The organism is uncultured Acetobacteroides sp. (genome assembly GCF_963667355.2).
Taxonomy (GTDB): Bacteria; Bacteroidota; Bacteroidia; order Bacteroidales; family ZOR0009; genus Acetobacteroides.
Window position 1 is genome coordinate 985,205 of record NZ_OY763328.2, and the last position, 25,460, is coordinate 1,010,664.

31 protein-coding genes are annotated in these 25,460 nt (G+C 44.6%); 25 read left to right on the forward strand and 6 right to left on the reverse strand.

The features are described from left to right. Position 1: 1 nt before the first annotated feature. From ACHZA1_RS04080 to ACHZA1_RS04100, 5 genes are all read right to left on the reverse strand, one after another. Positions 2-571 (reverse strand): hypothetical protein, encoded by a 570-nt coding sequence (locus tag ACHZA1_RS04080; RefSeq protein ID WP_320053962.1) that lies wholly within the window; start codon positions 569-571, stop codon positions 2-4. Positions 572-669: 98 nt separating this feature from the next. After that, the gene (locus ACHZA1_RS04085) at positions 670-3,198 is read right to left on the reverse strand and encodes a hypothetical protein (protein ID WP_320053963.1); all 2,529 of its coding nucleotides are present in this window, start codon (positions 3,196-3,198) and stop codon (positions 670-672) included. 11 nt (positions 3,199-3,209) lie between these two features. After that, positions 3,210-3,647: a phage protein Gp36 family protein gene (locus ACHZA1_RS04090; protein ID WP_320053964.1), complete on the reverse strand. Its 438-nt coding sequence runs from the start codon at positions 3,645-3,647 to the stop codon at positions 3,210-3,212. Continuing rightward, positions 3,644-5,182, reverse strand: coding sequence for a hypothetical protein (locus tag ACHZA1_RS04095; protein ID WP_320053965.1), 1,539 nt, complete (start codon positions 5,180-5,182; stop codon positions 3,644-3,646). The genes ACHZA1_RS04090 and ACHZA1_RS04095 overlap by 4 nt, the downstream gene beginning before the upstream one ends. Next, positions 5,182-5,709: a hypothetical protein gene (locus ACHZA1_RS04100; RefSeq protein ID WP_320053966.1), complete on the reverse strand. Its 528-nt coding sequence runs from the start codon at positions 5,707-5,709 to the stop codon at positions 5,182-5,184. The genes ACHZA1_RS04095 and ACHZA1_RS04100 overlap by 1 nt, the downstream gene beginning before the upstream one ends. Before the next feature lie 207 nt (positions 5,710-5,916). On the opposite strand from ACHZA1_RS04100, the gene ACHZA1_RS04105 reads away from it, so the two are divergent. The 23 genes from ACHZA1_RS04105 to ACHZA1_RS04215 all read left to right on the forward strand — a co-directional run bounded on the left by ACHZA1_RS04105 (position 5,917) and on the right by ACHZA1_RS04215 (position 23,545). After that, entirely contained in the window at positions 5,917-7,032 is a 1,116-nt protein-coding gene (locus tag ACHZA1_RS04105; RefSeq protein ID WP_320053967.1) for an ATP-dependent Clp protease proteolytic subunit, read from the forward strand. Positions 7,033-7,043: 11 nt separating this feature from the next. Beyond that, positions 7,044-7,973, forward strand: coding sequence for a hypothetical protein (locus ACHZA1_RS04110; protein WP_320053968.1), 930 nt, complete (start codon positions 7,044-7,046; stop codon positions 7,971-7,973). 46 nt (positions 7,974-8,019) lie between these two features. Further along, complete coding sequence (locus ACHZA1_RS04115) at positions 8,020-8,394, forward strand: hypothetical protein (protein ID WP_320053969.1); 375 nt, start codon at positions 8,020-8,022, stop codon at positions 8,392-8,394. A 1-nt stretch (position 8,395) separates the two neighbouring features. Then, positions 8,396-9,619, forward strand: a complete 1,224-nt coding sequence (locus ACHZA1_RS04120; RefSeq protein ID WP_320053970.1) for a DUF2586 family protein — start codon at positions 8,396-8,398, stop codon at positions 9,617-9,619. A 3-nt stretch (positions 9,620-9,622) separates the two neighbouring features. Then, the gene (locus ACHZA1_RS04125) at positions 9,623-10,060 is read left to right on the forward strand and encodes a hypothetical protein (protein ID WP_320053971.1); all 438 of its coding nucleotides are present in this window, start codon (positions 9,623-9,625) and stop codon (positions 10,058-10,060) included. 22 nt (positions 10,061-10,082) lie between these two features. Next, on the forward strand, positions 10,083-10,733 hold the full coding sequence (locus ACHZA1_RS04130) for a hypothetical protein (RefSeq protein WP_320053972.1): 651 nt from the start codon (positions 10,083-10,085) through the stop codon (positions 10,731-10,733). Positions 10,734-10,931: 198 nt separating this feature from the next. After that, positions 10,932-12,902 carry a phage tail tape measure protein gene (locus ACHZA1_RS04135; protein WP_320053973.1) on the forward strand — a complete coding sequence of 657 codons (1,971 nt, stop codon included), beginning with the start codon at positions 10,932-10,934 and terminating at the stop codon, positions 12,900-12,902. 1 nt (position 12,903) lies between these two features. Continuing rightward, the gene (locus ACHZA1_RS04140) at positions 12,904-13,620 is read left to right on the forward strand and encodes a DUF6046 domain-containing protein (RefSeq protein WP_320053974.1); all 717 of its coding nucleotides are present in this window, start codon (positions 12,904-12,906) and stop codon (positions 13,618-13,620) included. A 3-nt stretch (positions 13,621-13,623) separates the two neighbouring features. Then, positions 13,624-14,580, forward strand: a complete 957-nt coding sequence (locus ACHZA1_RS04145) for a hypothetical protein (protein WP_320053975.1) — start codon at positions 13,624-13,626, stop codon at positions 14,578-14,580. Then, a complete protein-coding gene (locus ACHZA1_RS04150; RefSeq protein ID WP_320053976.1) occupies positions 14,577-15,092 on the forward strand; it encodes a hypothetical protein in 516 nt (171 codons plus the stop codon). The genes ACHZA1_RS04145 and ACHZA1_RS04150 overlap by 4 nt, the downstream gene beginning before the upstream one ends. A 1-nt stretch (position 15,093) precedes the next feature. Continuing rightward, positions 15,094-15,405, forward strand: coding sequence for a hypothetical protein (locus tag ACHZA1_RS04155; RefSeq protein WP_320053977.1), 312 nt, complete (start codon positions 15,094-15,096; stop codon positions 15,403-15,405). Beyond that, the gene (locus tag ACHZA1_RS04160) at positions 15,402-15,944 is read left to right on the forward strand and encodes a glycoside hydrolase family 19 protein (protein WP_320053978.1); all 543 of its coding nucleotides are present in this window, start codon (positions 15,402-15,404) and stop codon (positions 15,942-15,944) included. Before ACHZA1_RS04155 ends, ACHZA1_RS04160 begins: the two co-directional genes overlap by 4 nt. Next, a complete protein-coding gene (locus ACHZA1_RS04165) occupies positions 15,941-16,279 on the forward strand; it encodes a hypothetical protein (RefSeq protein WP_320053979.1) in 339 nt (112 codons plus the stop codon). Before ACHZA1_RS04160 ends, ACHZA1_RS04165 begins: the two co-directional genes overlap by 4 nt. Continuing rightward, positions 16,242-16,760 (forward strand): hypothetical protein, encoded by a 519-nt coding sequence (locus ACHZA1_RS04170; protein ID WP_320053980.1) that lies wholly within the window; start codon positions 16,242-16,244, stop codon positions 16,758-16,760. The genes ACHZA1_RS04165 and ACHZA1_RS04170 overlap by 38 nt, the downstream gene beginning before the upstream one ends. A gap of 27 nt (positions 16,761-16,787) precedes the next feature. Next, positions 16,788-17,084 carry a hypothetical protein gene (locus tag ACHZA1_RS04175; RefSeq protein ID WP_320053981.1) on the forward strand — a complete coding sequence of 99 codons (297 nt, stop codon included), beginning with the start codon at positions 16,788-16,790 and terminating at the stop codon, positions 17,082-17,084. Between the two features lies 1 nt (position 17,085). Beyond that, positions 17,086-17,928: a hypothetical protein gene (locus tag ACHZA1_RS04180; RefSeq protein ID WP_320053982.1), complete on the forward strand. Its 843-nt coding sequence runs from the start codon at positions 17,086-17,088 to the stop codon at positions 17,926-17,928. Further along, entirely contained in the window at positions 17,918-18,412 is a 495-nt protein-coding gene (locus tag ACHZA1_RS04185) for a hypothetical protein (RefSeq protein WP_320053983.1), read from the forward strand. Before ACHZA1_RS04180 ends, ACHZA1_RS04185 begins: the two co-directional genes overlap by 11 nt. Positions 18,413-18,414: 2 nt before the next feature. After that, on the forward strand, positions 18,415-19,368 hold the full coding sequence (locus ACHZA1_RS04190) for a tail fiber protein (RefSeq protein WP_320053984.1): 954 nt from the start codon (positions 18,415-18,417) through the stop codon (positions 19,366-19,368). 16 nt (positions 19,369-19,384) lie between these two features. Next, the gene (locus ACHZA1_RS04195; protein ID WP_320053985.1) at positions 19,385-20,200 is read left to right on the forward strand and encodes a hypothetical protein; all 816 of its coding nucleotides are present in this window, start codon (positions 19,385-19,387) and stop codon (positions 20,198-20,200) included. 10 nt (positions 20,201-20,210) lie between these two features. Then, positions 20,211-20,549 (forward strand): hypothetical protein, encoded by a 339-nt coding sequence (locus ACHZA1_RS04200; protein ID WP_320053986.1) that lies wholly within the window; start codon positions 20,211-20,213, stop codon positions 20,547-20,549. A gap of 697 nt (positions 20,550-21,246) precedes the next feature. Beyond that, positions 21,247-22,230 carry a hypothetical protein gene (locus tag ACHZA1_RS04205; RefSeq protein WP_320053987.1) on the forward strand — a complete coding sequence of 328 codons (984 nt, stop codon included), beginning with the start codon at positions 21,247-21,249 and terminating at the stop codon, positions 22,228-22,230. A gap of 4 nt (positions 22,231-22,234) precedes the next feature. After that, positions 22,235-22,564, forward strand: coding sequence for a hypothetical protein (locus tag ACHZA1_RS04210; RefSeq protein WP_320053988.1), 330 nt, complete (start codon positions 22,235-22,237; stop codon positions 22,562-22,564). Between the two features lie 177 nt (positions 22,565-22,741). After that, on the forward strand, positions 22,742-23,545 hold the full coding sequence (locus tag ACHZA1_RS04215) for a DNA adenine methylase (protein ID WP_320053989.1): 804 nt from the start codon (positions 22,742-22,744) through the stop codon (positions 23,543-23,545). On the opposite strand, the gene ACHZA1_RS04220 is transcribed toward ACHZA1_RS04215, so the two are convergent. Continuing rightward, positions 23,542-23,712, reverse strand: a complete 171-nt coding sequence (locus ACHZA1_RS04220; protein ID WP_320053990.1) for a hypothetical protein — start codon at positions 23,710-23,712, stop codon at positions 23,542-23,544. The two genes, ACHZA1_RS04215 and ACHZA1_RS04220, sit on opposite strands and share 4 nt — an antisense overlap. Positions 23,713-23,889: 177 nt before the next feature. On the opposite strand from ACHZA1_RS04220, the gene ACHZA1_RS04225 reads away from it, so the two are divergent. Together ACHZA1_RS04225 and ACHZA1_RS04230 are read left to right on the forward strand one after the other, a co-directional pair. After that, the gene (locus ACHZA1_RS04225; protein WP_320053991.1) at positions 23,890-24,840 is read left to right on the forward strand and encodes a hypothetical protein; all 951 of its coding nucleotides are present in this window, start codon (positions 23,890-23,892) and stop codon (positions 24,838-24,840) included. 260 nt (positions 24,841-25,100) lie between these two features. Continuing rightward, positions 25,101-25,460 carry a septum formation initiator family protein gene (locus ACHZA1_RS04230; protein WP_320053992.1) on the forward strand — a complete coding sequence of 120 codons (360 nt, stop codon included), beginning with the start codon at positions 25,101-25,103 and terminating at the stop codon, positions 25,458-25,460.

Here is a 25,460-nt window from a genome sequence, read left to right on the forward strand (position 1 = left end):
TTTAGTAAGCGCTATTACCATCGCTTTGTAGAATAAACGTGTACTCCTGTTTTTGTTTGTCGAAATTTGTATTAACCGTACCACGGAACCAACTATCTAGGTTTTGCATTAGCGTTCGGCTTTCGCCTATAAACTGTCGCTTATCGATCTTTACCTTAGAACCGACCTTTTTAAGCGCCATGAACTTGCAAAACTCCGCTTTCTTCTTATTCCTTTTCTTAAACTTCAGGTGCTGCGCCCAGAAGTAGCGCTTCATTTGTTCGGTTACGGTGATGTATCCACCTTCGTTGTGGATCTCGGCATGATCGGAGTCGGCAATAACAACCAGCCTTTGGTCTGTAGCCTCCAGCTTCCTTATTGATTGCATCAACTTCCCGCTTTTATAAAGCGTTCGCTTGCCAGCCAGCGGAGTGCTCGATTTCTTCCACTTGGTTAAAGCACCGTCCGTCCACCCTTCGTTAACGAACGACTCCTTAAAAAAGATAACAGACTCAGATGCGGCATACCTTATGGCATTTTTCTTGAGCAGCTTGGCATGCCTTAAAAACTCAGGAATTTTGTTTTTCGACATAAATCAAAATAAGTTGTATATTTGTGATGCTATGGGAGCGTGATTCGTCACAATCCCAACCAAGAAAAGGCGATAACTCCGGTTGTCGCCTTTTCGATTTAATCCAGGTCTTTTAGGAATTCGTCAAACTTCCGCTTTGATACCTGGTCGCGTGTGATTGAAGCAACCTTGCCATTGGCAATGACAAATACCTGCTTTAGGTTGGTGTTTATACCCTTGTTTATCCCTCCGCATATTCTTCGAATAAGAATATCCTTGCAGTCGTTCTTTTCTGCGCTTATATCAATAACAACCGATTTAGCACCCTGCTCGTTTGCCGATTTAAAGGAGTTTACAATGAACTTATCCAACTTAATGGGCTTGCCATTCCTGACGGCTTCGAATGTTTTTAGATCGGCCTTTGAATTTGGAGCACCTATTCCAAGTTCAGGGTTCTTGTATCCAACAATATTGTTGACGTGAGGCCTTACGTAGATGTTAGTCTTAAGGTTTTTGGCAAGCGTCTTTGCGGCAGTTACGTTTGAATCGGTGTCGGAGATATCAGAAAAGTCGCTGATGAAAACCTTGCTATCGCCGCCAGCAGACATGCTTTTACTGTAAGGTGCATACACCTTCATTTTCTCCGAATTGTCGGCAGTTACCTTTTTGGAACCACTGGGTATTGAAGCGAAGTAACTATGGTTTTCCACGAAAATCTTTCCTGAAAAAACAGGGTTGTTTGCCCACTTTTCGTCCAAGTTTTGCATTTTATGGTGCGTTGTTGGCGGTTCGTTAGTCTGCTCGAGCCAGCAACGGCAACCGGGGTCGTATGGTGGGATTTGCTTCCATTCGTCTATTGGCTTAATTACGCCATCGTTTACGGCATGGCTATCGCGCACCTCCGAGTCGCCCATTGTCCTATTCTTGAGGTATGGATATATGTCGGCATCGGCCATATATGACTCAAAGTCGCGAGCAGAACTGGCAGAGTTGGCCACAAACTTTTTCTCCACCTCCATCCATGTTTCGTTATGGAGCATGGCAGCCTTCTTTGCTTGATTAACGAAATCATCCTTTGAAAGATTCTGCTTCGATAAATCTTCGATCCGCTTAATTAGGTTGTAGGCCTTTGCTCCCGAAAACTTCAGCAAGTTCTCTCGAATCCTTCGAGTAACCGGACTTTCGTCGTATCCCTTACCCCATGCGGATTGAGTTTCCTTGCTGAAGGCGGAGTAGTTTTTTAGTACCAGGTCTTTGTCTAGCTGATCTGCCTTAATCTCTCCGTTCCAAACCTGATTGGCCAACCGATCAAAGGCTGCATCCCAAGTGGCACTATATATAATAGGTGTAGCTTCACTTTGAGGAGTGCCACTATTTAGGGTTGAACTAGGCTTTTTTTTTTCGCCTGCAGGCGGAGTGGTATCCCCAAGAGCAGACTTTATGCTAACAATAGGAAGTCCTGTTATTTTAACAAGCTCATCGACATCAAAATTATAGAATGAGGACAACGCCTTTACCGCTTCCAATATATCTTTTAGCGATAGGGATTCCGTTTCATCGAATTCGAAGGTTAAGTTTTCGAGTGGTTTATATACCGAACTCAACTTAACGAGCCTTGGCTTAATTTCTTCGTTGAAATAGTATTTGAAGATAAGCTTATCAACCTGATGCCTATACTTCAACAGTCTCTCTTGTACCTCTGCCGATCCTACGAAACTCTTTTCATCTGAAATACCCGAACCTCCAAGTATGCGCTTACTCATTTCGTTGTTGGCAACCTTGCTAATCAACGTCTCAAAAGAGTTGTATGCGTCAACGTTGTAGTTATTGGGGACTTCAATTTTCTCGTTACCTTGGAGAACTGCAAAATGATTCATTCTAAAGTTCTCAAGCATTTCGTAGAGTTCTTGACGCCTGCCATCATCCATGCGTTCGGTAATAGCGAAAATAGGTGGCACTCCAAATTTTTCTATGTAACTCAACCATGATCCTAGTCCTAGTTTCTTTGCAAGAACTATTGACGCTAGCTGATTGAGCATTCCTAAACTCCAATCCCCCCCTATCTGTATATAATAGTCCTTGTAAAGACCATCTTTGTACGAAACGCCATTGTCATCGTATTCTTCTTGTATGACAATACCCTTTGTTGCAATAAAGTTTGACTGAGGTATTTGCTTTACCTCTTTCAGCTCGCCTTTTTCGTTCAACTCGAAAAGTTCGAGCAGCTTCGTTCCTTCGTATGTATGCATACATACGAGCTTAACAAGTTCGATGTACCAAGGCCTTTCGAGTAATTTGTGCGCTTCCAAATCTTCAACCCCATTGGCATCCGTCAACTTATAGGCAGCACATTGAATCGGCAGAATGCGGTTGTCAATACAGCTGCCCAGATGTAGATCAAGCATCAAGGATTCGTAAACGCGCATAAGCATTCCCCTTCTTGGATTTTCCGGGTCTGTTGCGGCCATAACACCATTAATCCAGTCCTTGATTTCTTTTCTTTTGTAGGTAGTTGCTTGCTTTGTATAACTAGCCCTCTTCTCTGTACGATTATAGTATTCGTTGAAAAGAGAAGAACTCTTTACACGGCTAAGTATGACTCTTTCTGCTGCCGCAGTAAGTCTATTTACGATGGATTTACTTTGCATTTAAATGGCGTTTAAATAAAATAGTTATCGTTGGTATTGTTGCCAAATAGAGGACTTGCAGAAGAGCCGTCTTCCTTAATAAGAAGAGGACAGTTGACCAGTTTCATTGCTCCAGATTGAATCTTTTCGAGTTGCTTTACTGAATCGTTGTAAAGCAGAACGTAATCTTCAGGCACCTTGCGGGCTGCATTTCTACGTACGGAACGGTAAACTACAATTGATGCAATGATTTGGACTAGCACGCCATTGCGAATAGGTGTTTCTGTAAATATCTTGTCGCAGATGTACTTGCCAGATATGTAGGATATGACAAGGTCGATCGTTTTAGCCTCTATGTTATCAAGAATATCGTTATCGTTGATATTTACAGGCGCTTCGGTAGCGATGCTGTCGTTCATTAATCGCTCCTGGATAATTGAAACCAAATCTTCTTTATTGATATATTTCATGGTAGTTCTATTGAACGTTTCATCTTTCCTGTTTTCCACCAACTTTTACCTTCTTTGCGCTTAGGAGTACAGTACAGTTCCAACTTAGATATAGCCTGCTGATCGGCATCCGGACTATCGTCATGCTCGGTGTTGCCTTCTTCAACGGCACATAGCTGCATAATCCCAACCTGCGTGTCGGAGTGACTTTTCAACTTATCGTTGTAGAATATTCGGCTGTTTTGGTAATACGGCTGCATGGTTATCATACGCATGGTTTTATTGCTGTGAGGGGTGTTGATCTTTATCAGGTTTAATGAAATACCCGTTTCGTATTCCACCTCTTCAATGGCACGTTGTACCTCGCCATTCCAAAACTGCGATTCGTACTGAAATATGACATTTACCCCCTCAGGAAGCCTTTTTTTGAAGTCGCACATCCATTGTACGGCCATCTTCATTTTTGATTGCTTCACGTAGCAATCCACCAGCCAAAAGTCAGTTTCGTGCAGTCCCCACGCTTTTACCGAATTATAGTCGCTCTTTTCGTTGTCCGTATAGGCAATATCCCAATGGACAATTATCATTTTGAACTCTCGGAAATCAGGAATATTAGCCCATTGTATTTGATCCTCGCTAAAAATGGTGCCCTCCAACTTCGTCTCGTGCAGGTACTCTGCATAGGCAGCAACGATGCCCATGTCGCGCTCCTGCTCGATATAGTACTCCTTTGTGTACATGCTTTTCCATGCAGGCTCATGGGTTGCCTTGTTGTAAGCCTTAATTTGGTGAACCTTCCAGTGCGGGTGTTTTTCCTGCAGCATAGTTTGCGTCATCACACGGGCAAACTTATTGTTCGCATATAGCATTCGTCGGATAGGACCAGTCATTGTTGGAATAATGTCCCTCTCAACCTGCTCCGACTGCTTGCGCATTCGCTTTGGATTGCTGATAGTGTCCGGAGTTTCGAGGTCATCGATTACCCAAAGGTTAGGGCGACGCTGCTTAACGCGCACCCCGCGCACCTTCTTCTTTATACCAAAGGCCATTCCAATAAAGCGCTGGTCGATGGTTTTGAAGTTCCCTATTTCCCAGTCACCCTCACATTTTTGGGCTCCAAAATCGTGTATGAGTAGCGGATTACCTTCCAGCTCCGCTTGCACGTCGGCAAGTAACTCCTGGGCGCGCTCCTTACTGTCGGACATTAGGCAGAAAAAGACTTCTTCGCCTCTTACCCATAGCCACAGCGGTATGATTACATCACACCACACCGACTTAGCAAGTCCGCGCCCCCATTCGGCACAGCCCTTAAAAAGGGGATCTTCCTTAACCATTGTCGCAAAGTCAATATGAAACGGGGCACAATCGGCTGTTGCGTAATGAGGGAGGTAGCTTACCACGAAGTAGGCAACGTCAACTTTGGCCCTTTCGATTCGCGCCTTTTGTTCGGCTTTCGTTTCGAATGGGTTTACATCGTTGGCTTTTCGGACGATCTCCAACTTCTTAAGGTATTCCTCAGCCCTTTGCTTATCCGCTTTTTGACGTGATGTTGCCATTAGCCTAGTTCGTTAGTTTTTTTACGGATTAGCTGGGATTGAAAGTCGATGGTCTTTTCCCATAGGTCCTCATCGTATACGCGGAGCGAGTTAAATATTTCGTCCATAATATCGATGAATACGCCAAGGGTGTAGTTCTTGCCTCCAAGAGAAATAAGCGTCTTATTGATTTTGCTCATCTCGTCGCTTAGCGCGCTTGCCTGCTTTCTTAGCCGAGCCTCCTCTTCAGCATTACCGCCAGCAACGGCATCCTGTATTAGCGTTTCGAGGTTAAGCCGCTGCTTGGCCATGAGGGATAGTAGACGTTTAGTGTTTTCGATATCGACGCTTGAACAGTGTTGACGCGCTTCACGCTCTTCCCTCCAGCTACCTTCCTTTGCCCATTTGGACATGGTTGGCTCAGAAATATCAAGCATTTGAGCCACCTCTTTTTGGTCTAGCCCCTGAACGACAACATACTCATACGCCGTGTGCTTTAGCTTCTCGTAATCCTTTCGCTTACGTACTACCTTTTTACCTGTGCCCATACAATAGTTATTTACACAAAGGTGATTGTAATTAGTTGTATTGTAAAAAGTTGATTTTTTCTACTATAAAAATTTCAAGTTCTACTATAAGAATTTTAGGTTCTACTGCTGAAATAGTAAGCTGCTGAAATAGCGATTTGTGGGATAGGTAAAAAGGGGGAAACTTTGTGGTCTAATGGAACACAAAACCCATCATTGACAAGCACTATGGCGCATGAAAAATTACAGATAAGTATTTCAGCAGAAGGCACCGCTTCACGAGTTGATATTATAGGGTCGATCTCGGAATGGGGACGTAACAATGCTGTTGACCTTAGAACCCGATGCCAGGAACTTAAGGATGGCGGAGCAACCAGCTGCCATGTTTACCTGATGACAGTTGGAGGTGATTGCTTTCAGGCCAATGAGATCGTAAACATCCTCAATCAGGTATTCGGAACGTATACTGCCGAGGGAGGTGCTATCGTTGCAAGTGCAGGTACCTATATAGGCGTTTGTGCAACGGAATTCACTATGGCCAAGAACGGGCAGTACATGATTCACAAGCCAAGCGGATGGGTTGAAGGTAATGAGACCGAGGTAGAGAACTACCTAAAGCTTATCAAGAACATGACCGTTACCTACTACGACGCCTATAAGGCTAAGCTTAATAAGCCGGAAAAGGACTTTAAGGCCAAGTGGGATGGTGGCGATTTCTGGCTTACCGCACAGGAAGCCGTTGAATGGGGCTTTGCGTCTAGCGTTAAGGATGCTGTAAAAATAGACCAAGAAACAGCGAAGGCAATACAAGAGAGCGGCTCTCCGATTGCCATTCTAAATACCGATTTAATTCACAAAAACGACAATGAAGAAATGGATTTAAAAGCAATTGCAAGATCGCTCGGAATGCCTGAAGCCTCTACTGAGGAGCAGATAAATGCTAGGCTTCAAGAAAATGCCCGTAAGGCAGGCGATTATGATACGCTAAAAGCGGAAAGTGATCGCAAGGAAAAGGAGCAAAAGGCCGCTCAGATAAAGGCTTTGCTGGACAAAGGTGAAAAGGATAAGCTTTTTGCCGCTGATGCCCGAGCAAAGTGGCAGGAAATGTTCGAACAGAATTTTGAAGGAACCAAGGCTCTTTACGAAGGGCTTAAGCCTATCACTAAGCCGCTTTCTGCATTCACCAAAACTGGCATTGACGCTAACGGAAATACCTACCAAGGTAAGAACTTCGAGCAGCTACAGGACGAAGATCCAGAGCTACTGGCAACCCTACAGGACGAAGATGAAGAGACCTACAACGCGCTCTTTGCTGATTGGAAGAAACGTAACAAAATTAAATAGGAGGCTACCGAATGGCAACTATAGCAGATGGCAGCTGGTTAACCCAGTTTGTATCCCCTCAGCTCCTTGCTGAGTTTAAAAACTACAAGGACGATTTCATTGGCGTACTGAAGGGAGCGCCAGCCTCGGCAATTACTGCTGATGGTATTCGCTTTAACAAGCTCATCAACAACGTTGGATTCTTGGTAAACAACACCTCGGAGTTTACTGCCAAGAAGATGACCGGGAAGAAAATCTTTGTTGACTGGGAAAAGTACGATACTGAGCCTACCGAGGTAGATGATTCAGAGATTAGGTATTTGGCCTACGATAAGCGTTCGGCAGTTCGTGTTAAGCATGCTGAGGCGTTTAAGATGGGTATTCGCGACCATGTAATGTGGAAGCTTGCCCCATCGGTATCCACCGATGCCAACATGCCTGTTATGCGTACCTCCGGGGCAAATGACGGAACAGGTCGTTTACGACTCTCCTTTGCCGACTTGGTAAAGTACCTTGAAAAGGTAAAGAACCTGAATTTGCCTAATGAGCAGGAACTGTACATGGTTCTTTGTCCAGAGCACGAAACCGACCTTATTCTGGACCGCGATAGCGCCAACTACTTTGCCGATAAGAATATCTTCTTTGACGTAACTACAGGCAAGGTTCGCTCGGTTATGGGCTTTAAGTTCTTCTCGAATAACGCCGCATTGGCATACGCTGCTGATGGAACGAAAAAGGCAAAAGGTGCTGCACTTGGCGCTACCGACCGTAGAGCATCGCTCTTCTTCTATGCTCCAAACACCGTTTACCATATCGAATCGGTAAAGATCCTCTACAGCCCTGAGACTACCGACACCAAATCGGCAGATCCTAAGTCCATCTTCAGAACTCAAACCTACGGTTTGATTGACCGAATTGAGGAGATTGGCGTTGGCGCCATTGTTTCGGGTATTGCGGTTTAGTTTCACCAATGAGCCGGGTAATTCCGGCTCTAACACTTAAGCACACATGAAAACATACAATTCAGAAGAGCTAAAGGCAATTGCTAAGGATATTTTTTCTCGCTATCCAAACGCCCAAAAGGTAGCCGTAACCAGCGATGGAATGGCTTTCATTACCGACGAAGGCGAGAACGCTGTTAAGAATCACGCTGTAAACAATGTTTACAAGAAGGAACTTAAGATTACCTCGTTTACCCGTGAAGAACTCGAAGATTCGAAGGGACAAAAGCCTATCAAGGCAGAAGATCTGATTGCGCTTATTCTAGCAGCAACTACTGCTGAAGAGGTAGAGGCTATTAAAAACGAGGAGGCTGCAGGCAAGAATCGCAAAACGGTTATAGACGCTGCAACTGAGAAGTTGAACTCGCTAAATAACGAGTAGAATGAGCTTCGCTGGTGCATCAATCAACAAGCTGAATGGCGGATTAAACCGCCATTCAGAATCGGACAGAGTTGTTTGCCTTATCGGAGGGATGACACTCCCTAGCGGTATGGCCTACAACACTGCCTACGAGCTGCTCTCTATTGAAACGGCTGAGGATTTAGGAATCACCCAAACCACTGACGATACCAATAGCGAGCTTGCACACTACCACCTGAGCGAGATGTTTAGGTTAGCCTCTGAGTCAAAGTTCTGGCTTATCCCTGTGGATAAATCTAAAACAGTAGCGGCCCTAGTGGCAGATGCTGATTTGAAAACGGCCATTCGGAGCATAAAGAACCTGAACGTGCTTGGCATTACCGGGCTTGCAACTACGGTTGACACCTCGCTTGCTGATGCGGTAAGCCTACAAGGTTTGGTAAATAGCCTTGCCGATGAGCATATTCTTATTGATGGGGTATTTGTAGAAGGCGTTGGAGGAGTTGCTCCGCTTGCCATTACGGCCTACCCCGACTTAAGAACGGTGACTGCTCCTAACGTAACCTACGTTGTGGCACAAGATCCTGTCATGGCTGCATTAAAGGCTGGTTACGCCAAGCGTGCTGCTGTTGGTACTGCCCTTGGTTCCGTTGCGGTAAGGCGCATTCACGAGGATATCGGGAGCGTGGATATTGAAGAGAAGCCACGATCACGCCGAGGAGAGGAGAATTATTCGCTAAGCGATGAGCAAACCGGACGTTGGCTATCTGCCTCGTTATCGGATGGCAAGAAATTCGCCAGCCTAACTCCACAAGAACAAAAGGCGCTGACGGCTAAGGGTTACATGTACGTAGGCTCATTTGCCAACTATGGAGGGTTCTACTTCAACGGTTGCCCAACAGCAGTAAGCGCCAATAGCGATTATGCGTACTTCAACCTTAACTGCATTTGGAATAAGGCAGCAAGGATTATTCGCAATACGCTAATCCCAAGGGTGCGCTCCAAAGCACCAACTGATCCAACAACCGGATACCTGAAAAGTACCTGGGTGTCGGGACTGGAAGCTGCTTGCCTAAGCGCATTGAGCGCGATGGAAGCCTCTGGCAATATCGATGGAAAGGATGTTTCGATTAGCGAGGTTCAGGCCCCAAGCGAAACCACCCCGTTGAAGATAAAGGCGCTTGTTGTGGTTGGGAAAATTGTCCACGAGTTTGACGTGGATTTAGGTTTAACCGAAAAACTTTAGGATATGTCAACAGCAAGTACGCTAATTAACAAGTTTGGAAAGATGACAGGATGGAACTCCATTACTGTCAACCTTCTTGGCAGAGACGTTGAAGGAATTACCGAACTGGAGTATGACGATAGTGTTGAGTTGGAGAATGCTAAAGGGCAAGGTAAGTATCCTTGCGGGAGAGGTGAAGGCAACTATGAGGCAAAAGCCTCGGTTACCCTATACGTAGAAGAGGTAAATGCCATTCAACGATCGCTACCTCCGGGTAAACGACTATCTGACATTGCTCCATTCGATATTGTTGTCGAGTACGAGTACAACGATTTTAAGGTTAAGGATAGAATCCATAACTGCCAGTTCAAAGGCCGTTCGATTGCGGTAAAGCAAGGCGACAAGACCATCGCCAACAAGCTAGAACTTGTGGTAAGCCATATCGGCTGGTCCGTATTGTAAAACCATTTTAAATAGCATTTAAATGAAAAACTCAAAAGCCATTTTGCTCGGATTATTCACGCTACTAGCGTTTGTTTTAACTGCAGGTGCGGTTGCTCATGCCGATGGAGGTGCTCTACAAAATACCATTTATGCGCTGGCTCCTGCGGCCATATTCAGCGCAAAGCTAACCCCTGAAGTCATTCAAGAAATGAAGGTAAAGTACGGGCAGATCAAAATAATTACGGTGATTGTTGAGCCTGAGGAGTACGATATCGACATACTTACTTCAGATCAGCTTCAATACCTAAAATCGCAAGGGGTAGACACGCTCCTACTAACTAACAAAAGCCTATCACTGGAACAACGGCTATCATCCGTAACGGCATCACTAAACGATAGCGAAAAAGACGAGTCGGCAAAGGATAAGATAAGGAGCATTGCATCGGGTAAAGTGGTCGACGAAGGCGAAAAGTATCAGTTTGCGGTTAGACGTCCAGACAGGGGATTAATTAAGATGCTTATGCCGCTGGCCCAGCAAAAGAAGCTGGACGAGTTTTCTGAAAAAGGGGTAAAGAACTTGGTGGTTGCTGGTGATATGGATGCCTTGGAGGATGGCCTAGTCTTTATGGGCGTAGTTCAGCAGCTTCAAGAGCTGATTGCTCCCTACGAAAGTTTTTTATCGAAGGCGTAAAGCAGCACGAGATTTCCGAAGAGGGAGATTATATAAGGGAGGGCGATGCATCCATTCGCCATTATTTCCATATCGATCCGGATAAGCTACATGATGACGAATGGTGCAAGCTTTACGCAGAATCACTCCATTTAAACAAAGTAAACTTCTTAAACCTTAAGACGGCAGTTTGTGCTGCTGTTGTGGAGATTTTTGGCAATGGCAACAACAACGACACAATGGATTCTTGAGCTAGTGGATAAGCTGACCGCACCGATGAAGAACGTCATCGGTGCGGCAGATGAAGCGGCAGAGAAGGTTGAGGGCGTTGGAACCAAAGCCGAAGGCAGCAAGGAGAAGATTAAGAAGATGTCGGCAATAGATCTCTACGCTGTCGCCGATAGCGTGGAGAATCTTGCCAACAAGTTTGACGCGTTAAACGAGCCAGGTGCTAGGTTTAACGCTCAGATGAAAGAGGTGGAAGCCATAACAGGAGTTACAGGCTCCGCTCTTGACGATTTAGGCAGTAAAGCCCGAAAAACGGCTAAGGATTTTGGAGGTGACGCATCTGACATGATGGAAAGCTACAAGTCTATCCTATCGCGCTTAGGCCCTGACATAGCAAACGACCAAAAGGCGCTCGACTTGATGGGGCGAAATGTAGCTACCCTCAGCAAAACTATGGGTAACGACGCTGTTGGTGCGATGGATGCCTTAACCACCTCGATGCTGCAAATGGGCGTTGACCTAAGTAACCCAATGGAGGCTGCTCAGGAAATGACGCGGATGATGAACGTTATGGCAGCTGGTGCAAAGTATGGTGCCGCTGAAGTACCAAGCGTAAGTGCTGCCTATAAGGTTGCAGGGGTTGAAATCAAGAATGCAAAAGTATCATTCGAAGAAGGTAACTCTGCCCTGCAAGCGCTTGCACAAGGTGGTAAGTATGGAGAGCAAGCAGGAACAGCGCTTCGCAACATTCTTGGGAAAATGGCAGGTATCGATGTTATTCCAAAGGACGCTCAAGAGAAACTAAAGGCTCTTGGCGTTAACTATGATATCGTATCAAATAAGACGCTTCCTCTTACCACCCGCTTACGCGAGCTGAAAAAGGCACAGGCTGATGCAACGCTGTTTGCCCAAATGTTCGGAACAGAGAATAGCGCGGCAGCAAACATTATGGTAGATTCCATCGACGCCCAGGATAAAATGACAAAGGCTATAACAGGTACCAATACGGCAACTGAGCAGGCCGATACCATTATGAGCGGTTGGACTGAACGTATGAATAAGGTTAAGGTTTGGTTCACCGATCTTAAGATTGGAATGTTTGATGTGACATCAAAAATCACCCCATTTATTGATGGACTTGCAGGAACAGTGGTAGTGATGGCAAACCTAGCTAACGCTAGAACTGGAGTTGTAATGCTCTTCAATACCCTAAAAACAATGCCTGTTGTGGGCAAGTTGGTAACGTGGGGATCTACCATTGCAAGCGCAGGGTTTAAGATGATCTCTGCAGGAGCAAAAATGGCGGGTGTTGCCATTATGAACATTCCAATAATCGGATGGATTGCCGCCATTATCGCTGGGTTAATCGCGCTTGGAACCTACTTCTACAAAACATCGGCTACGTTTAGAGGCGTCCTTATGGGAGTTTGGAACTTCATTAAAACATTCTTCACGGGAGTTGCATCTTTTATTGGTGATGTATTTAAAGGTATATGGCACCTAATAAAAGGGGTATTCAACCCGGCCAACTGGTTCGACAAGAACTACAAGTTTAGCGACGGATTTGACAAAATAGTAGGTGCAGCCAAGAAGTTTGGGCGTGATTTATCAAAGGCTTACGGCGATGGTAAAAAGCAGGGAGAGGAAAGCTTCTACGAAGATAATCCGGACAAGCGTCCGAATACTTCGCATGCAGGCGCAAAAAGCAAAACGCTTGAGATTAAAAAGCCGACCACAAAGCTAACCACCTCCGATCTGAGCAAGGGTAAAGGGAATGGAACAAGTGAAATGAAGGGTAGCGGAGGCGCTTCCATAAAAAGCATTTCTCAAAGGATTGATATCAAGAACTACTTTACTATAAGTGCTGATGCTGACAAATCAGATTTTGAAAGCATAGCCGAAAAAGTTGTAAGAGTTATTAACGACAAGCTAAGGGATGGTGTAATAGTTTCCGCTAATTAATATGTATAACCCATTAACTGAAAATATTAACAAAGAGAAGATAGCCGCTGACTACAAAGGCGACCTAAAGAAGGCTGTGCCGACTATAGATGTTGCCTTTGTAGGAAAGCTGCTCTCCGATGTGTTTGGAGTTGAAAGCCCAATCTATCTGCCAACATGGTGGCAAGCTAGGGAGTTTAAGGCTGGTTCATATCCTGACATCAAGTTAAGGGAAGAAGATCCAGAATACGACGATGCTCCTGTTCGGTTTGGGAACAAGGTTTTTGGAGCATTTTGGATTAAAGAAGGTTCATACAAGAAGTATGAGGCTGATGGAACTCTGAAGGACTACAGGTATTCTAGGTTCTTAATGCCAGTGGCAACAATAGTTGATTTTAGCAGGCCAAAAACAGTTGTAAAGACATCTACTGTTGGAGGGATAGGATCGGTAAAGGAAATCTTTTCGCTGGAGGATTGGAATATCACCATTAATGGGATAATTCTTCCTGATGAGAATAACCCGCCTGCATTTAGATCGGTACGCGGGCAAATGGATGCCATTCAGAAGTTCCATGAGATTGCAAGTAGCATTGGTGTAGAAGGCCAAATTTTCGCTGATAGAAACATCGTCAGCATTGTTACCGAAAGCCTAACGTTTACGCCTGTTCAGGGTAAGCCTAATATGATGCAGTATAGCATAGAGGCTGTAAGCGATGAAGATATGCTAACAATGGTTTAGGGTATGGCATACACACTATATGGAGAATTAAAATTCCCTGCCAACAACGGGAGGCAGGGATTCAAAATACGAAGGTTTAGCGCTGTTAAGATTGAAACGAGTTGGCAATCGCTAACAGATACTGCAGAAATCACGCTACCTCGAAAGACAAGAGATTTTAACAGGTTTCGCGTTACCGATTGGTTTAGGGAGGGAGATCCGGTTGAAATATGGCTTGGATGTAACGACAAGTTTACGCTTGAGTTTAGCGGTTATATCGCAAAAGTTCCTGTGGGAATACCTCTTGTTCTGGAACTGGAGGATGAGATGTATAAACTGAAACGCAAAACAGTTAGCATAAGCCTTCAGAATTGCTCTTTGAAAAAATTGCTTCAGACAATCGCACCTGGTTACGAGATACAGTGCGACGAGACTAAAATGCTTGGTACTGTTCGATTCTCCAAGATGGCTGCAAGTGCCATTTTGGATGAACTTAAAAAAACGGGCATTCACTCCTGGTTCGAAGGTAAAGTGTTACACGCTGCATCAATTGCAAAAAGCAGCATTCCTGCAGTAAAAGTTGTCATTGAAAAGTGTGCAGCAGAAAGCCTTAAGCAAAAGTCAATAGAAAATACGCTAGTGACTATTAGCTTGATAAGGAAGAAGGGTAAAAAGTTGAAGGTTGAATACGGGGACAAAGGTGCCGGGAAAACAATTCACAGAACTCTTAGCGGTATAAACCTTAGCGAAGCAGAAATGATGGCTGAGGCAAAAAAGATATACCATGCTGTAAAGGTACCCGGTTTGGATGGTGATGTTACGCTATTTGGGAATCCAAGAGTTCAGCATGGTATGAGAATGGAATTATGCAGCTGGCTGTACCCCGAAAAGAATGGTCTTTACTACATCGATGCTGTTACCAAAACATTTGATGGAGGTGGATTTCGTCAGGTTTGTAAACTAGGAGATAAGGCTGTATGACGCTTAAAAGTGAGTTAGATCAGTTTGGAATGTTGTTCAAGCACCATTTAAATGGAGCCGTTAAAGCGACGTTGGTTTGGGTTACTGCAGGTGAAATAGACTGGGTAAACAAGACAATGACCGCAATTGATGAAGATGATCTTCCTTACTATGATGTACTGCTTGGCGTTGGATCGATGTCTGTAAAACCGAGGAAGGATACAGATTGCCTTATTGCAAAGATAGAGGGAGATGAAGCAACCGCATTTCTGGTAATGGCCGATGAAGTAGAATTAATAGAATTCAACGGGGGAAAGAATGGAGGATTGGCCGTTGTTCCAGAGCTGAAGACACAACTCGAAAAACTATCCAAAAGGGTTGATGGTCTCATCGATGCAATAAACAGCCCTAAAGTAGTGGCAACGCCTCAAGATGGTGGTACCGCACTTTTAGGACTTCTCCGAGTAGAGTTGGCTAAAATAACAGACAAGGAATCTTTCGATAAAATCGAAGATACAACCATAAAACACTGACATGAGAGGATTAATGCTCGATACTGAATTTGATTTAGCCGTTTCTATCGAAAGAGATGGGAATGGTATCATAACACAAGGGGTGGCTGTTGGCGACAATACCGATCAGTGTGCCGCTTTAGTATTGAGCATGTCTCAAGGTGATCTGAAGGAAGATCCGCTATTGGGTTGTGGCCTGACGCAGTTCGTTAGGGGAAAGTATAGCCCATCAAAGATTGAGAAAAGGATTCGAGCCCACTTCGCTCGTGCAAGCATCAACTACGACGATTATAGCAATAAGCTGAGTGTAACCATTAACACTAAACCATTATGATAACCATTAACCAGCTAAAGGGGGTTTGTCCCTTAACAAGAACAGGTGTACTACAGCCATTCGTAGATCCATTAAACAGGTGGATGGAGCAGTATGGAATAAATACCCCACAAAGGAAAAGACATTTCATCGCACAGGTGGCCCACGAATCGGGGTGCTTCAACTATGTCAGAGAAATAGCCAGCGGTAGCGCCTACGACACCGGAAGATTGGCTGTTAAGCTTGGTAACACTCCAGAGGCTGATGGCGACGGGCAGAAATACAAGGGCCGAGGTCTAATTCAGGTCACAGGCAAAGCAAACTATGAACGATGCAGCAAAGCCCTTTTCGGCAACCTTTCCTTGCTTAGTAACCCCGCGTTGCTAGAACAACCGGACAATGCTGTGAAATCTGCATGCTGGTTTTGGACTACCAATGGGCTAAATGCTTTTGCTGATGCTGATGATATCGTCACGATTTCGAAGCGCATTAATGGTGGAACGAATGGGTTGGATGATAGGAAGAGACTTTACGAACTGGCTAAAAAATTCATTGTATGAACGAAGTAGCATCAACGATAGTAATTGCCCTTGGTACTGGTTTGGCCGGATCTTTTGGAGGGTGGATCTTCGGCCGTAAGCGGCAGAATATCGAAAATATTGACATGGCTCTCGAAACTTGGCAAAAGGTGGTCGATTCGTTGGAAAAAAGAGTAGACACCCTGCTAACCAAGGTAGATGCGCTATCAAAAGAAAACGACGAGTTAAAAGAAGAAATCGCGAAACTTCGCGATGAGATAGCCTTGCATGCCAAACGCAATAAGAAAATTGAGCAACTCGAAAAAACAATAGCAAAGTATGAAAAACTTCTTACTGATAACGGGATTGATTTTTAGCATCCTCCTTTTCGGATGTCGAACGTCAAAGATTGTAACATCGGAAGATGTTACGTCGAAAACATCAAGTGTTGTTGATTTGGCTAAATCGTCCACAGCCAAAGCGGTTGAAAAGGACTCCACAACGAAGGTTGATAAGTCGGTAGTAGACGAGGTAACCACCCGAACAACTACTACAACCAAATACTCTCAGCCTGATAGTTCGGGGAAACAATACCCGGTTGAGCAAACGGTTTCGCAGGAAAAAACGAATCGCAAAACGAATTCCAACATCACCGAAAAAACAGGGAAGTTGAGCGAGGTAGCAAGTGCCACTAACGAAAGCAATAAGTCAAAATCGGATGCGAATGCTAAAACATCATCTGATTCGAAAACCAAAACCAAGCCTCCCGCAGCATTTACGTGGATGGCTATAATTATTTCACTTGGACTTGTTGTACTAGCCTACTTTGTGCTTAAACGATTTAGGGTGGTAAAGTAACCTTTAAATGGTATTTAAACGGTAGTAATGGCGAATTTAAAAGTATATGAACGGCAGTCGATGCTGGATGTTGCTGTACAGCATTCAGGTGGGATTGAATCGGTTTTTGATTTGGCTTTAAGCAATGGGCTGTCAATTACTGACGATCTAAACCCTTACGATTCGCTGCTTGGAAGTGAGCCGATAGTTGACTCGGATATCGTCGATTATTACTCGAATAAAGGAATAGTTCCTTTTACTGCACCAACCGTAGATGATTTAACCCAGCATCCCGTTGGAGGAATCAACTTTATGGGAATAGAAATCGATTTTATTGTATCCTAGTATGGCACGAAGCATAGCAGAAATAAAGCACACCATTTGCGCTGAGTTTATGGGCAACGAATCGGCGGCAGCCATCTACCGCTTTAAGGTGGGCGATGACTTTAACGCCACATTCAGCACGGTGTCCGTTGAGAGCATTCTTTTCTACACGGTGGCCGTTTGCATTTGGACTCTGGAGACGCTGTTCGACCGCTTTCGATCGGATGTTAGTACCCGGATAGATGAGATTATTGCCCACCGCCCAAAGTGGTATCGCGACAAGGTGCTAGCCTTTATGGTAAACAAAACGCTTGTTCCGGACAAGGACTACTACGACTCCTCGTTGATGAGCGTAAACGATATTGAAGCCGCAAGGGTCGTAAAGCATGCGGTTGCTACCGAGAATAAGGATGCTTCGATACTTACCATTAAGGTAGCAGGAGAAACTAATGGAATCCGTACCCCATTGCCAAAAGAAGTGGAAGTGCAGTTGGATGCCTACATCTACGAGATCAAGGACGCTGGCGTAAGAATCAACCTTGTAAACATTGCTCCGGACGAGTTCAACCTTTCGTGCGACATCTACTACAACCCGATGCTACTACCCGAAAATGTGCAGAATGCCTGTATCGATGCGGTTAAAAGCTACATCGAAAACCTGCCATTTAACGGTATGTACACCAACATGGATTTGGTGGACACCCTTCAAAAGGTTGATGGCGTTAAGGTGGTGGAGCTACGCGAATCATCGAGCAAGGAGGCTGGCGTCGATACCACCGAGGCTATCGATGCTGTGAAGGTTCCTGCCGCTGGATACTTTGTGCTGAAGAGTTCCACCTTTACCATGAAGCCTTATGAGCAGTAGTAGAATCTACGACATATCGCACAAGAAGCTGGTGTTAATGCTGCTACCCACCATGCTGCGTAAGCCGCTGCTGGTAGCCATTGCGAATGCAATGATTTCTCCGGTGGTTAGCCTGTACCGCTCGTTTATGCAGTTTAGGGATGAGACCAACTACCGGTTATACCACAACGGGCAAACGTGCTACCTCCGCGCCGTGCTTAACGATGCCTTTGATCCAACAAGCCGACGGATCACCGTTACCGACGGTGATATTTCAGGTGCGGCAGTTTTCATTTACCAGCGTTCGGAGAGCAAGTTTAAAATGCTGAAGCGGCGTGGTGAGGGTGCTCTGCTGATTTCGCGACGAGGGTTTTCGGGAACAACGGGCTTCGACTTCATGGTAAACCTGCCCATCGATCTTAAAGGCTTGGATGAATCTCGCCTTAGGGCAATAACCAACACCTACAAACTGGCGAGCAAGCGCTACGCCATCAATTATGTATAGCTATGGATAAAATTTTAGGTAACTATTTGAATCAAGCAAACCGCGATTTTCCACTCGATGCGGAGACGCTGGACTACATACAGGGCAACGCAGCCATGCTCGCCATGCTGGGAAATATCGGTGGGGATAAGATAATCCTTGCAGGATGCGACCTAACCAATGGTGGTGCAAATCGCTCGGAGGGTTACGTATTTGTCAAGACTCAGGCTTTTCCGCAAGGTGAGATTCTTCGCTTTGACGGTGGAGCGGTAAGCGCCGGGCTTTACGTAAAAACCGAGTCGATATCAGTAGACGCCCAGGGCAACTCCTACCCAACTGCCTACACCCGCCGTTCGCTGGCTGCAGGAACCGGGAACGAGAAGTTTGCTTGGGCAGACTTTAAATCGATCAAGACTAACGTTGAGTTGGAGGCTAAGGCAAAGGTGCTCGAGGAAGCCATTGCGCTGCTGGCACCTCCACCGCTTGGCATCGCGCAGATTTGGGCGGGATACTGTACTCCTGAAGCAATTCCTGCAGGTTACGCCTTGTGCGACGGCTCTACGCTTTCGGCTACTGATTATCCAGGGCTATACGCAAAGATTGGTAGGCTGCACACGCCATCAGCAGTAGGACAAGGTTTTTTTAATCTTCCAGACTTAAAAAGCAGATTTGTTGTTGGCTTTGATCCTAATGATGAAGACTATGATGCCATTGCAAAAAAAGGAGGCTTAAAATCGGTGACTTTAACGGTTGCCCAACTTGCTAAACATTTCCATTTGTTTCTTGGCAATAGGTTAAAAGGCGACTCAGTAGGAGTATACACAGATTCCGATGAAAGTGCAGCAGGCATACGAGTTTCTGGAGATTCAAACTCTTCTGAGGCTAGAAATTATAAATCAAAAGAGGCTGGTGGTGGCGAGTCGCACGAGAACCGCCCTCCATACTACGTGATGGCCTATATAATGCGTTTGGGATAACTTAAAATAGAGCAAAATGGCACTACGAAGCATACAGCAGCTTAAGAGTTGGTTTAAAAAAGGGATGTACCCCACCGAATCGCAGTTTGGCGACTGGTTGGATTCGTTCTTTCATAGGGAAGATAAGATTCCCGTTGGTTCGGTGGATGGATTGGCTGAAGCCATAAACGGTAAGGCTGAAAAGTCGGATGTTGAAACGCTGTCGCAAAGCGTAGCAACCGTGTCGCAGCAGGCCGGCGCTGCCGATCTAAAAGCACAGCAGGCAATAGAGGAGGCTAGCAGCATTATAACCACGCTCCGCGATGGCGTTGCTCCTGCAGGTGATACGCTTGCCAAGTTGTACGCTCAACTGCAAACAATTTTAACGATACTACAATCCGATGATGTTACCCTCGACACGGTGCAGGAGATTGTTGCATTCATCAAAAGCAACAAGACTGTAATCGACACAATATCTACCAGCAAGGTAAATATCAGCGATATCGTTGACGATTTACTTTCTACTGCTGCCAATAAGCCGCTTTCTGCCAATCAGGGAAGAGTTCTTAAAAATCTTATTGATAGCAACGCCAAGGTAATACTGCTTTCGGTTTGCTTTTCTGATGCGCAGGAGGCAAACATTTCATTCCCTGCAGCAGCAACCATTAAGAAGCTATCGTGGGATGCTTCCCTCTTTACATCCGTACAAGCGGGTGTAGGAACTGCATCGACAATTACTAACGGTAATACCATCTCAATAGCGGTAGCAGCAGGTTCCGCTCTAAACTTAAAGATTGCCTTTGCCACTGGCAAAACAATTGGGAGCCTACTTATTGAAGGAAGTTACAACTAAAACAAACAGCATGATACAGTTAAATGGCAATATTGCTTTTGACGAAACTAAAGCATTCGCAGAACAAACCGATGAGGTAAAACAGACGGTTATTGATACCTGCTATAGCGAGGGGCTATTTGAGCCTCCCTACGAGCTAAAGATGAAGGTGGCATCGGCAGGTAGCCTTGCCCAAGAAGAAACCATTACAAGCGGCAACAACAAAACTACCTTCGACAGGTGGGCACGCCCACGGGTACTGGTAATAGACAAAGGAACCTACTCCATCATGGTTGAGCGTACCTACATAGAGCAGGCTACCAACTGGAGGCTGGATAACGAACAATTTACAGTAACCTTAAAACAGTAGAGCTATGGCATTTTCGTTGGCATATAAGAGAACGTGGAAAACCACAGGGGCAGGATACGTTTACGTTGATAGTTGGGGAGGTGATGACTTGCTTGGCGATGGTAGCGCTGATAAGCCTTACCAAACCATTAACAAAGCGGTGCTTAAAAGCGGGAACTTAGTTTTGAAAGGATATTTCTCGGAGCAGGTGAGCGTTTCAGGTAGATCATATAGTTCAGATTTCTTGGGAGACGCGATTTTTGACGGGAAAAACATTTACACCATAAATACCCCTAGTTGTATCAGATTAATAATTGCGAACATTTGTCCTTTATCGTCCGCCTTTGGTGTGATTTCTAATTCTATTCTAGTTAATACAAAAGGAGATAATTATGGGCAATCTTCGAGTTATTCTATCTATGATACTTTAGTAGGCACTGTTGGTTCCCCATATATTTTCTATTCTAATACAACCGGGGCTGCTTACTTAAATATAACAAACTCAGCAAGGCCATCGTGCGGAGAAGTAATTATGTCAAAGTCTATTTATGACAATTGTAAGGTATTTCTTGATGTAGGCCGATCTAGTGTTTTACCTAAGTTCGACACCTGTATTTTTAGAGTTAATTGCACATTTTGGGCAAGGAAATCAGATAATACTGGAGATATTCGTATAGATGCTGATGGGCAAACAGCTGCTCAGAAATTTGCAGCCATTATGAATTGGATGTCAAATGGGATTATTCTATCTGGATATTCAAAGATTTCTTGGGCTAACTGTAAGATAACCGATAACAGAATATTTAATAAGCCAGATGGAGATACGGATGGATACAACTTCGACTATTCGCTAATATATGGAGATAAAGATAACTATCCTGCATGCTATATGGATAGCGGTAAGCACATTGGTCCATTCCCACCTGCGATGAAAATAGCGTTTAAGGCAACCGCCGATCTTACCTCATCGCCATTCGAGATTGAGGTTAAGCCAACCGATAAGGTGGTAATAATAGGCGAGCGTCTTGGCCTTGCTTCCGATTTTGCGGGGTGCGTGTTGCTGTCAAAGCCAATGCCTGTGCCAATGGGTACTAACTTCAACAATATCAACCTTAGCCTAATCCCCGATACCGAAAAGAATGGAGTGCTGATTACTCCTTTTGATGATTCCATCGACTTTAGCGAAGGTGCTAAGATTACCCCAACGGTATCGGGTGTTCCGTTATTGGCTGGCGTATCGTACTTCGTAAAGGCTGGTAGCGCATACGTCACCTATGCAGGCAATACCTACCAAGGAGGCTCGGTAATTACGGCCGTTGATAGCACAACCCTTTGCTATAAGTCGGCTGGCGACACGGCAACACTTCACCCTATTTACCGCCCAACTATTTGGAATGGCGTTAAGATGAAAATTGCTGAGTCTCGCGATTGTCCTGCGGATTTCATGACCAACGATGTTGCCTACCCTTGGATCGATTGTAAGAGCAACCACTCGTCAGGTGCTAATACGGATGATGCAATTGGTATGCGATGTCTAAGAGTTGGAAACCTAATAACTGGAGCGCTTGACGTTGGAACTGATGGCAAACCATTAACGAGTGCCCACCCTGAGTTCTACAGCGCTGCAAACTCGTCTAGGGCTAAGTTCCTAATTGCGGCAAGGTGGGTGATTCTTCGTCTTGCCATAACAAAATACAACTAGCATCATGCAGATAGCGGGACTTTCCTTTTCAGTACTTACCAACTACGGGATTTTTCCTGAGAGCAGCTTTAGGCTGTCATCGGTTGGCCTGTCGGTAATTAATCAGGGATTGAAGCCTCCTTTGTTGGGGGCTGCTTCGCTATCGGTTATTACGCCTTACGACCGCTACCCAGAAAGCAGCTTTAAACTTGCATCGGTAGGGCTGTCGGTTGTAAGTAAGCCCACCATGCCATTTGTAACCGCAATAGGGCTATCCGTAATTCAGCGAACGAAGTTTTCGACGGTAGAGGTAACCGATCTCAAGAAAGGTTATAGCTATACGATGACTAGCTAGCAAAAAAAAGGCCATCGGCCCGTATTTCAATCCTCTCACAGATATAAAACACAAAAAATGCGCAAGCATCCCCGCCGATGGCCCCAAAGCCTTCTGATGGGAATGCTTGCGCATTTATTTTATATCTGTGAGAGGCTACAAAGATAGTTGAAATACCATTTAAAACCATTTTAAATCATGAAAACACCGATTAGTTATTACGGAGGTAAACAGCAGCTGTTGCCAAATATCTTACCGCTAATACCGGAACACACCATTTACACTGAAAGTTTTTTCGGAGGAGGAGCTGTATTCTGGGCTAAAGAGCCAAGCCGTTGCGAGGTCGTTAACGATGCGAATATGAATATTGTCAATTTTTACGATGTTTTAAAGCACGATTACTTCTCCCTCCGTAAACGGATAGAAGCAACTCTTCATAGCCGCGAAACCTACAAGAAGGCCATGATTATTTATTCAACGCCAGAGCTCTTTGCCGACGATCCTGTTATCCGCGCCTGGGCGTTTTTTGTAGTGACCAACCAAGGCTTTTCGTGCAAGATAGGCACGTGGGGTTACGACAGAGATAAGCGGGCTAGAACCGTGCAAAATAAGATAGACTCCTTCAACGAAGATTTATCGGAGCGCATGAAGTATGTTCAAATAGAATGTAATGAAGCGCATAAGGTCATATTGAGCAGAGATACCGAAAGCACCTTTCACTACGTCGATCCTCCCTATGTGGGTTCCAACCAAGGTCATTACGGAGGATACGAAGAGGAACATTTTAGGCGCGATTTAGACGTTTTAATCAAGGTTAAGGGTAAATTCCTGCTTAGCTCATATCCGAGTGAAATTTTAGACGAGTATATAGCCAAAAACGGATGGTATTCGATTAGTGTGGATAAGGCGTTGAGCGCAGGGAATGGAAATACGCTTGAAAAGAGGAAAAGGAAGGTGGAGGTTTTAACGGCGAACTATGATATAACAAAAGAGGGTGTTTAGCACCCTCTTTTCCTTAGTTTGTAGCTTATTTCGTAAATCTGATCGTAAAGTTTATCTACTGTTCTAAGTAAGTTGCTGTCGTATGCGCACTGTTCGTATAATGTAGAAACTGCCTTGTTTAGTTCTTTTATTGCCTCAGTAGTTTTCTTTTTGTCAATCTCTTTCATGTTGTTGCGTTTTTGTTTATTCAAAGGTGGACAATCAATAAGCCACTTCCAACGGCATTGCGATCAATAGAGTTATGGTGAGTTATGCGGGTGTTATATAGTTGACATTAAAATAATGACGTAGAAATAGAGTTAAATATTTACCGATTTACTACATTTGAATCAAACTTTAGCGAAATGAAAAACATTGTATTTTTATTACTCATAGGATTAAGCTATTCGCTCCATGCTCAAAATGCTAAAGGAGTCTTTGTTTTTGGCTCTGACACCCTTCAATACAATCGCCATAATAAGGATTTACTGCCTAGTTTAGAAAAGGCGAAACCAAACTTGCATCGCGCTGTATATTACCTTGATATTGCATTGGATAAATGCCAAGAGTCCATCAGTAAAGGTGTAAGGGCTGATTTGATTGGAGAATATTCTTTAAATGAACAGATTCGCGATTTAAATAATGCCTTAACTGGCGATTGTAAGAAGTTTGCAGGTAAGATAAATATTGAATCTTATAAATCGGAGTTGGCGTTCTATGAAAAGTGCAATGACCTTATTTCAAATGCTAACATCCTAAAGGCAGAAAGAGAACGATTGGTCTCAGATAGTATTAGAATTGCTAAAATAGAATCCCAACAACAGGCAGGAAAGGAGGCGTTTGTTGCATCTACTCCCCAACGTGCAAAGGAGGATAGTATTCATAATTTGAGGGCAACATTTCCCCATAAATTGGGAACTACTTTTGGAGGAGAAGACTATATCGAAGTTAGCGGTCTTCTCGATGCTTTTTTGCAAACACCAGAAGGCCTAAATCTAAACCCGACGGGTGTAAAAGAGTTGGGGAATGGGCAAAGAACGGTTTATGAGAATAGAATGGGTACGAAGAGGCTTTTATATACTGACTTCTTTTACAGCAAGGATCGTAAGCCCAAGGTGAGCAAGTTGACCGTTAGTGGGGACTTTGAATTAGTTGTTAAGTTGTACATCGACTATTGGTATAACAACCTAAGGTTAGCCGACTTTAGCAAGCCAGGAGTAATTACAAGTTATCACAATACGGATGAAATTAAACTCACCGCAGACGTCCGTAAAGGCACAGCAAGCATAGCAATAACAAGGGCGCCCATTAACTAGGCGCCCTTGGCTTATATGCGTGCGTTCTATCACAAATCGTTTTTAAAATCGATACAAATCGTTTTTTCGATTATACTGCACACCAATTTGTGACTTTCACCAACAAACCTATCGATTTCCCAAACAAAACAGCCACGTTTACCCGCCAATCTTTAATTTTCACCAGCAAATCAGTATTCCACCAAGCGGCTTCATGTTCTTTAATTGCGCATAACTTTTTACGCGGTTTCTTGCTATATTCGCATTATTAGATGCAATCCATGAAAGAAGCCGAAGAAAAAGACGCTAAAGGAATGACGGGCAAGCAGAAGAGCGAGCATCCCGTAAAGTACTACCTCGTGCAGTCGCTCGTTGTATTGCGGAATAAGTACGTGCTTACCATCGTAGTTTTTCTGGTATGGCTCACCTTTTTCGACCGCTACAACCTGGTTGACATGATGACCAACGCATCGGCCATTCGCGAGATGAAGGACGAAAAGGAGTACTACAAGACCAAGATTACCGAGGATAGCACCCGGATAAAGGAGTTGACCACCAACAACGAGAATCTGGAGAAGTACGCGCGCGAGCAGTACCTGATGAAGAAGGCCGATGAGAAGATTTTCATCGTAAAGCAATAA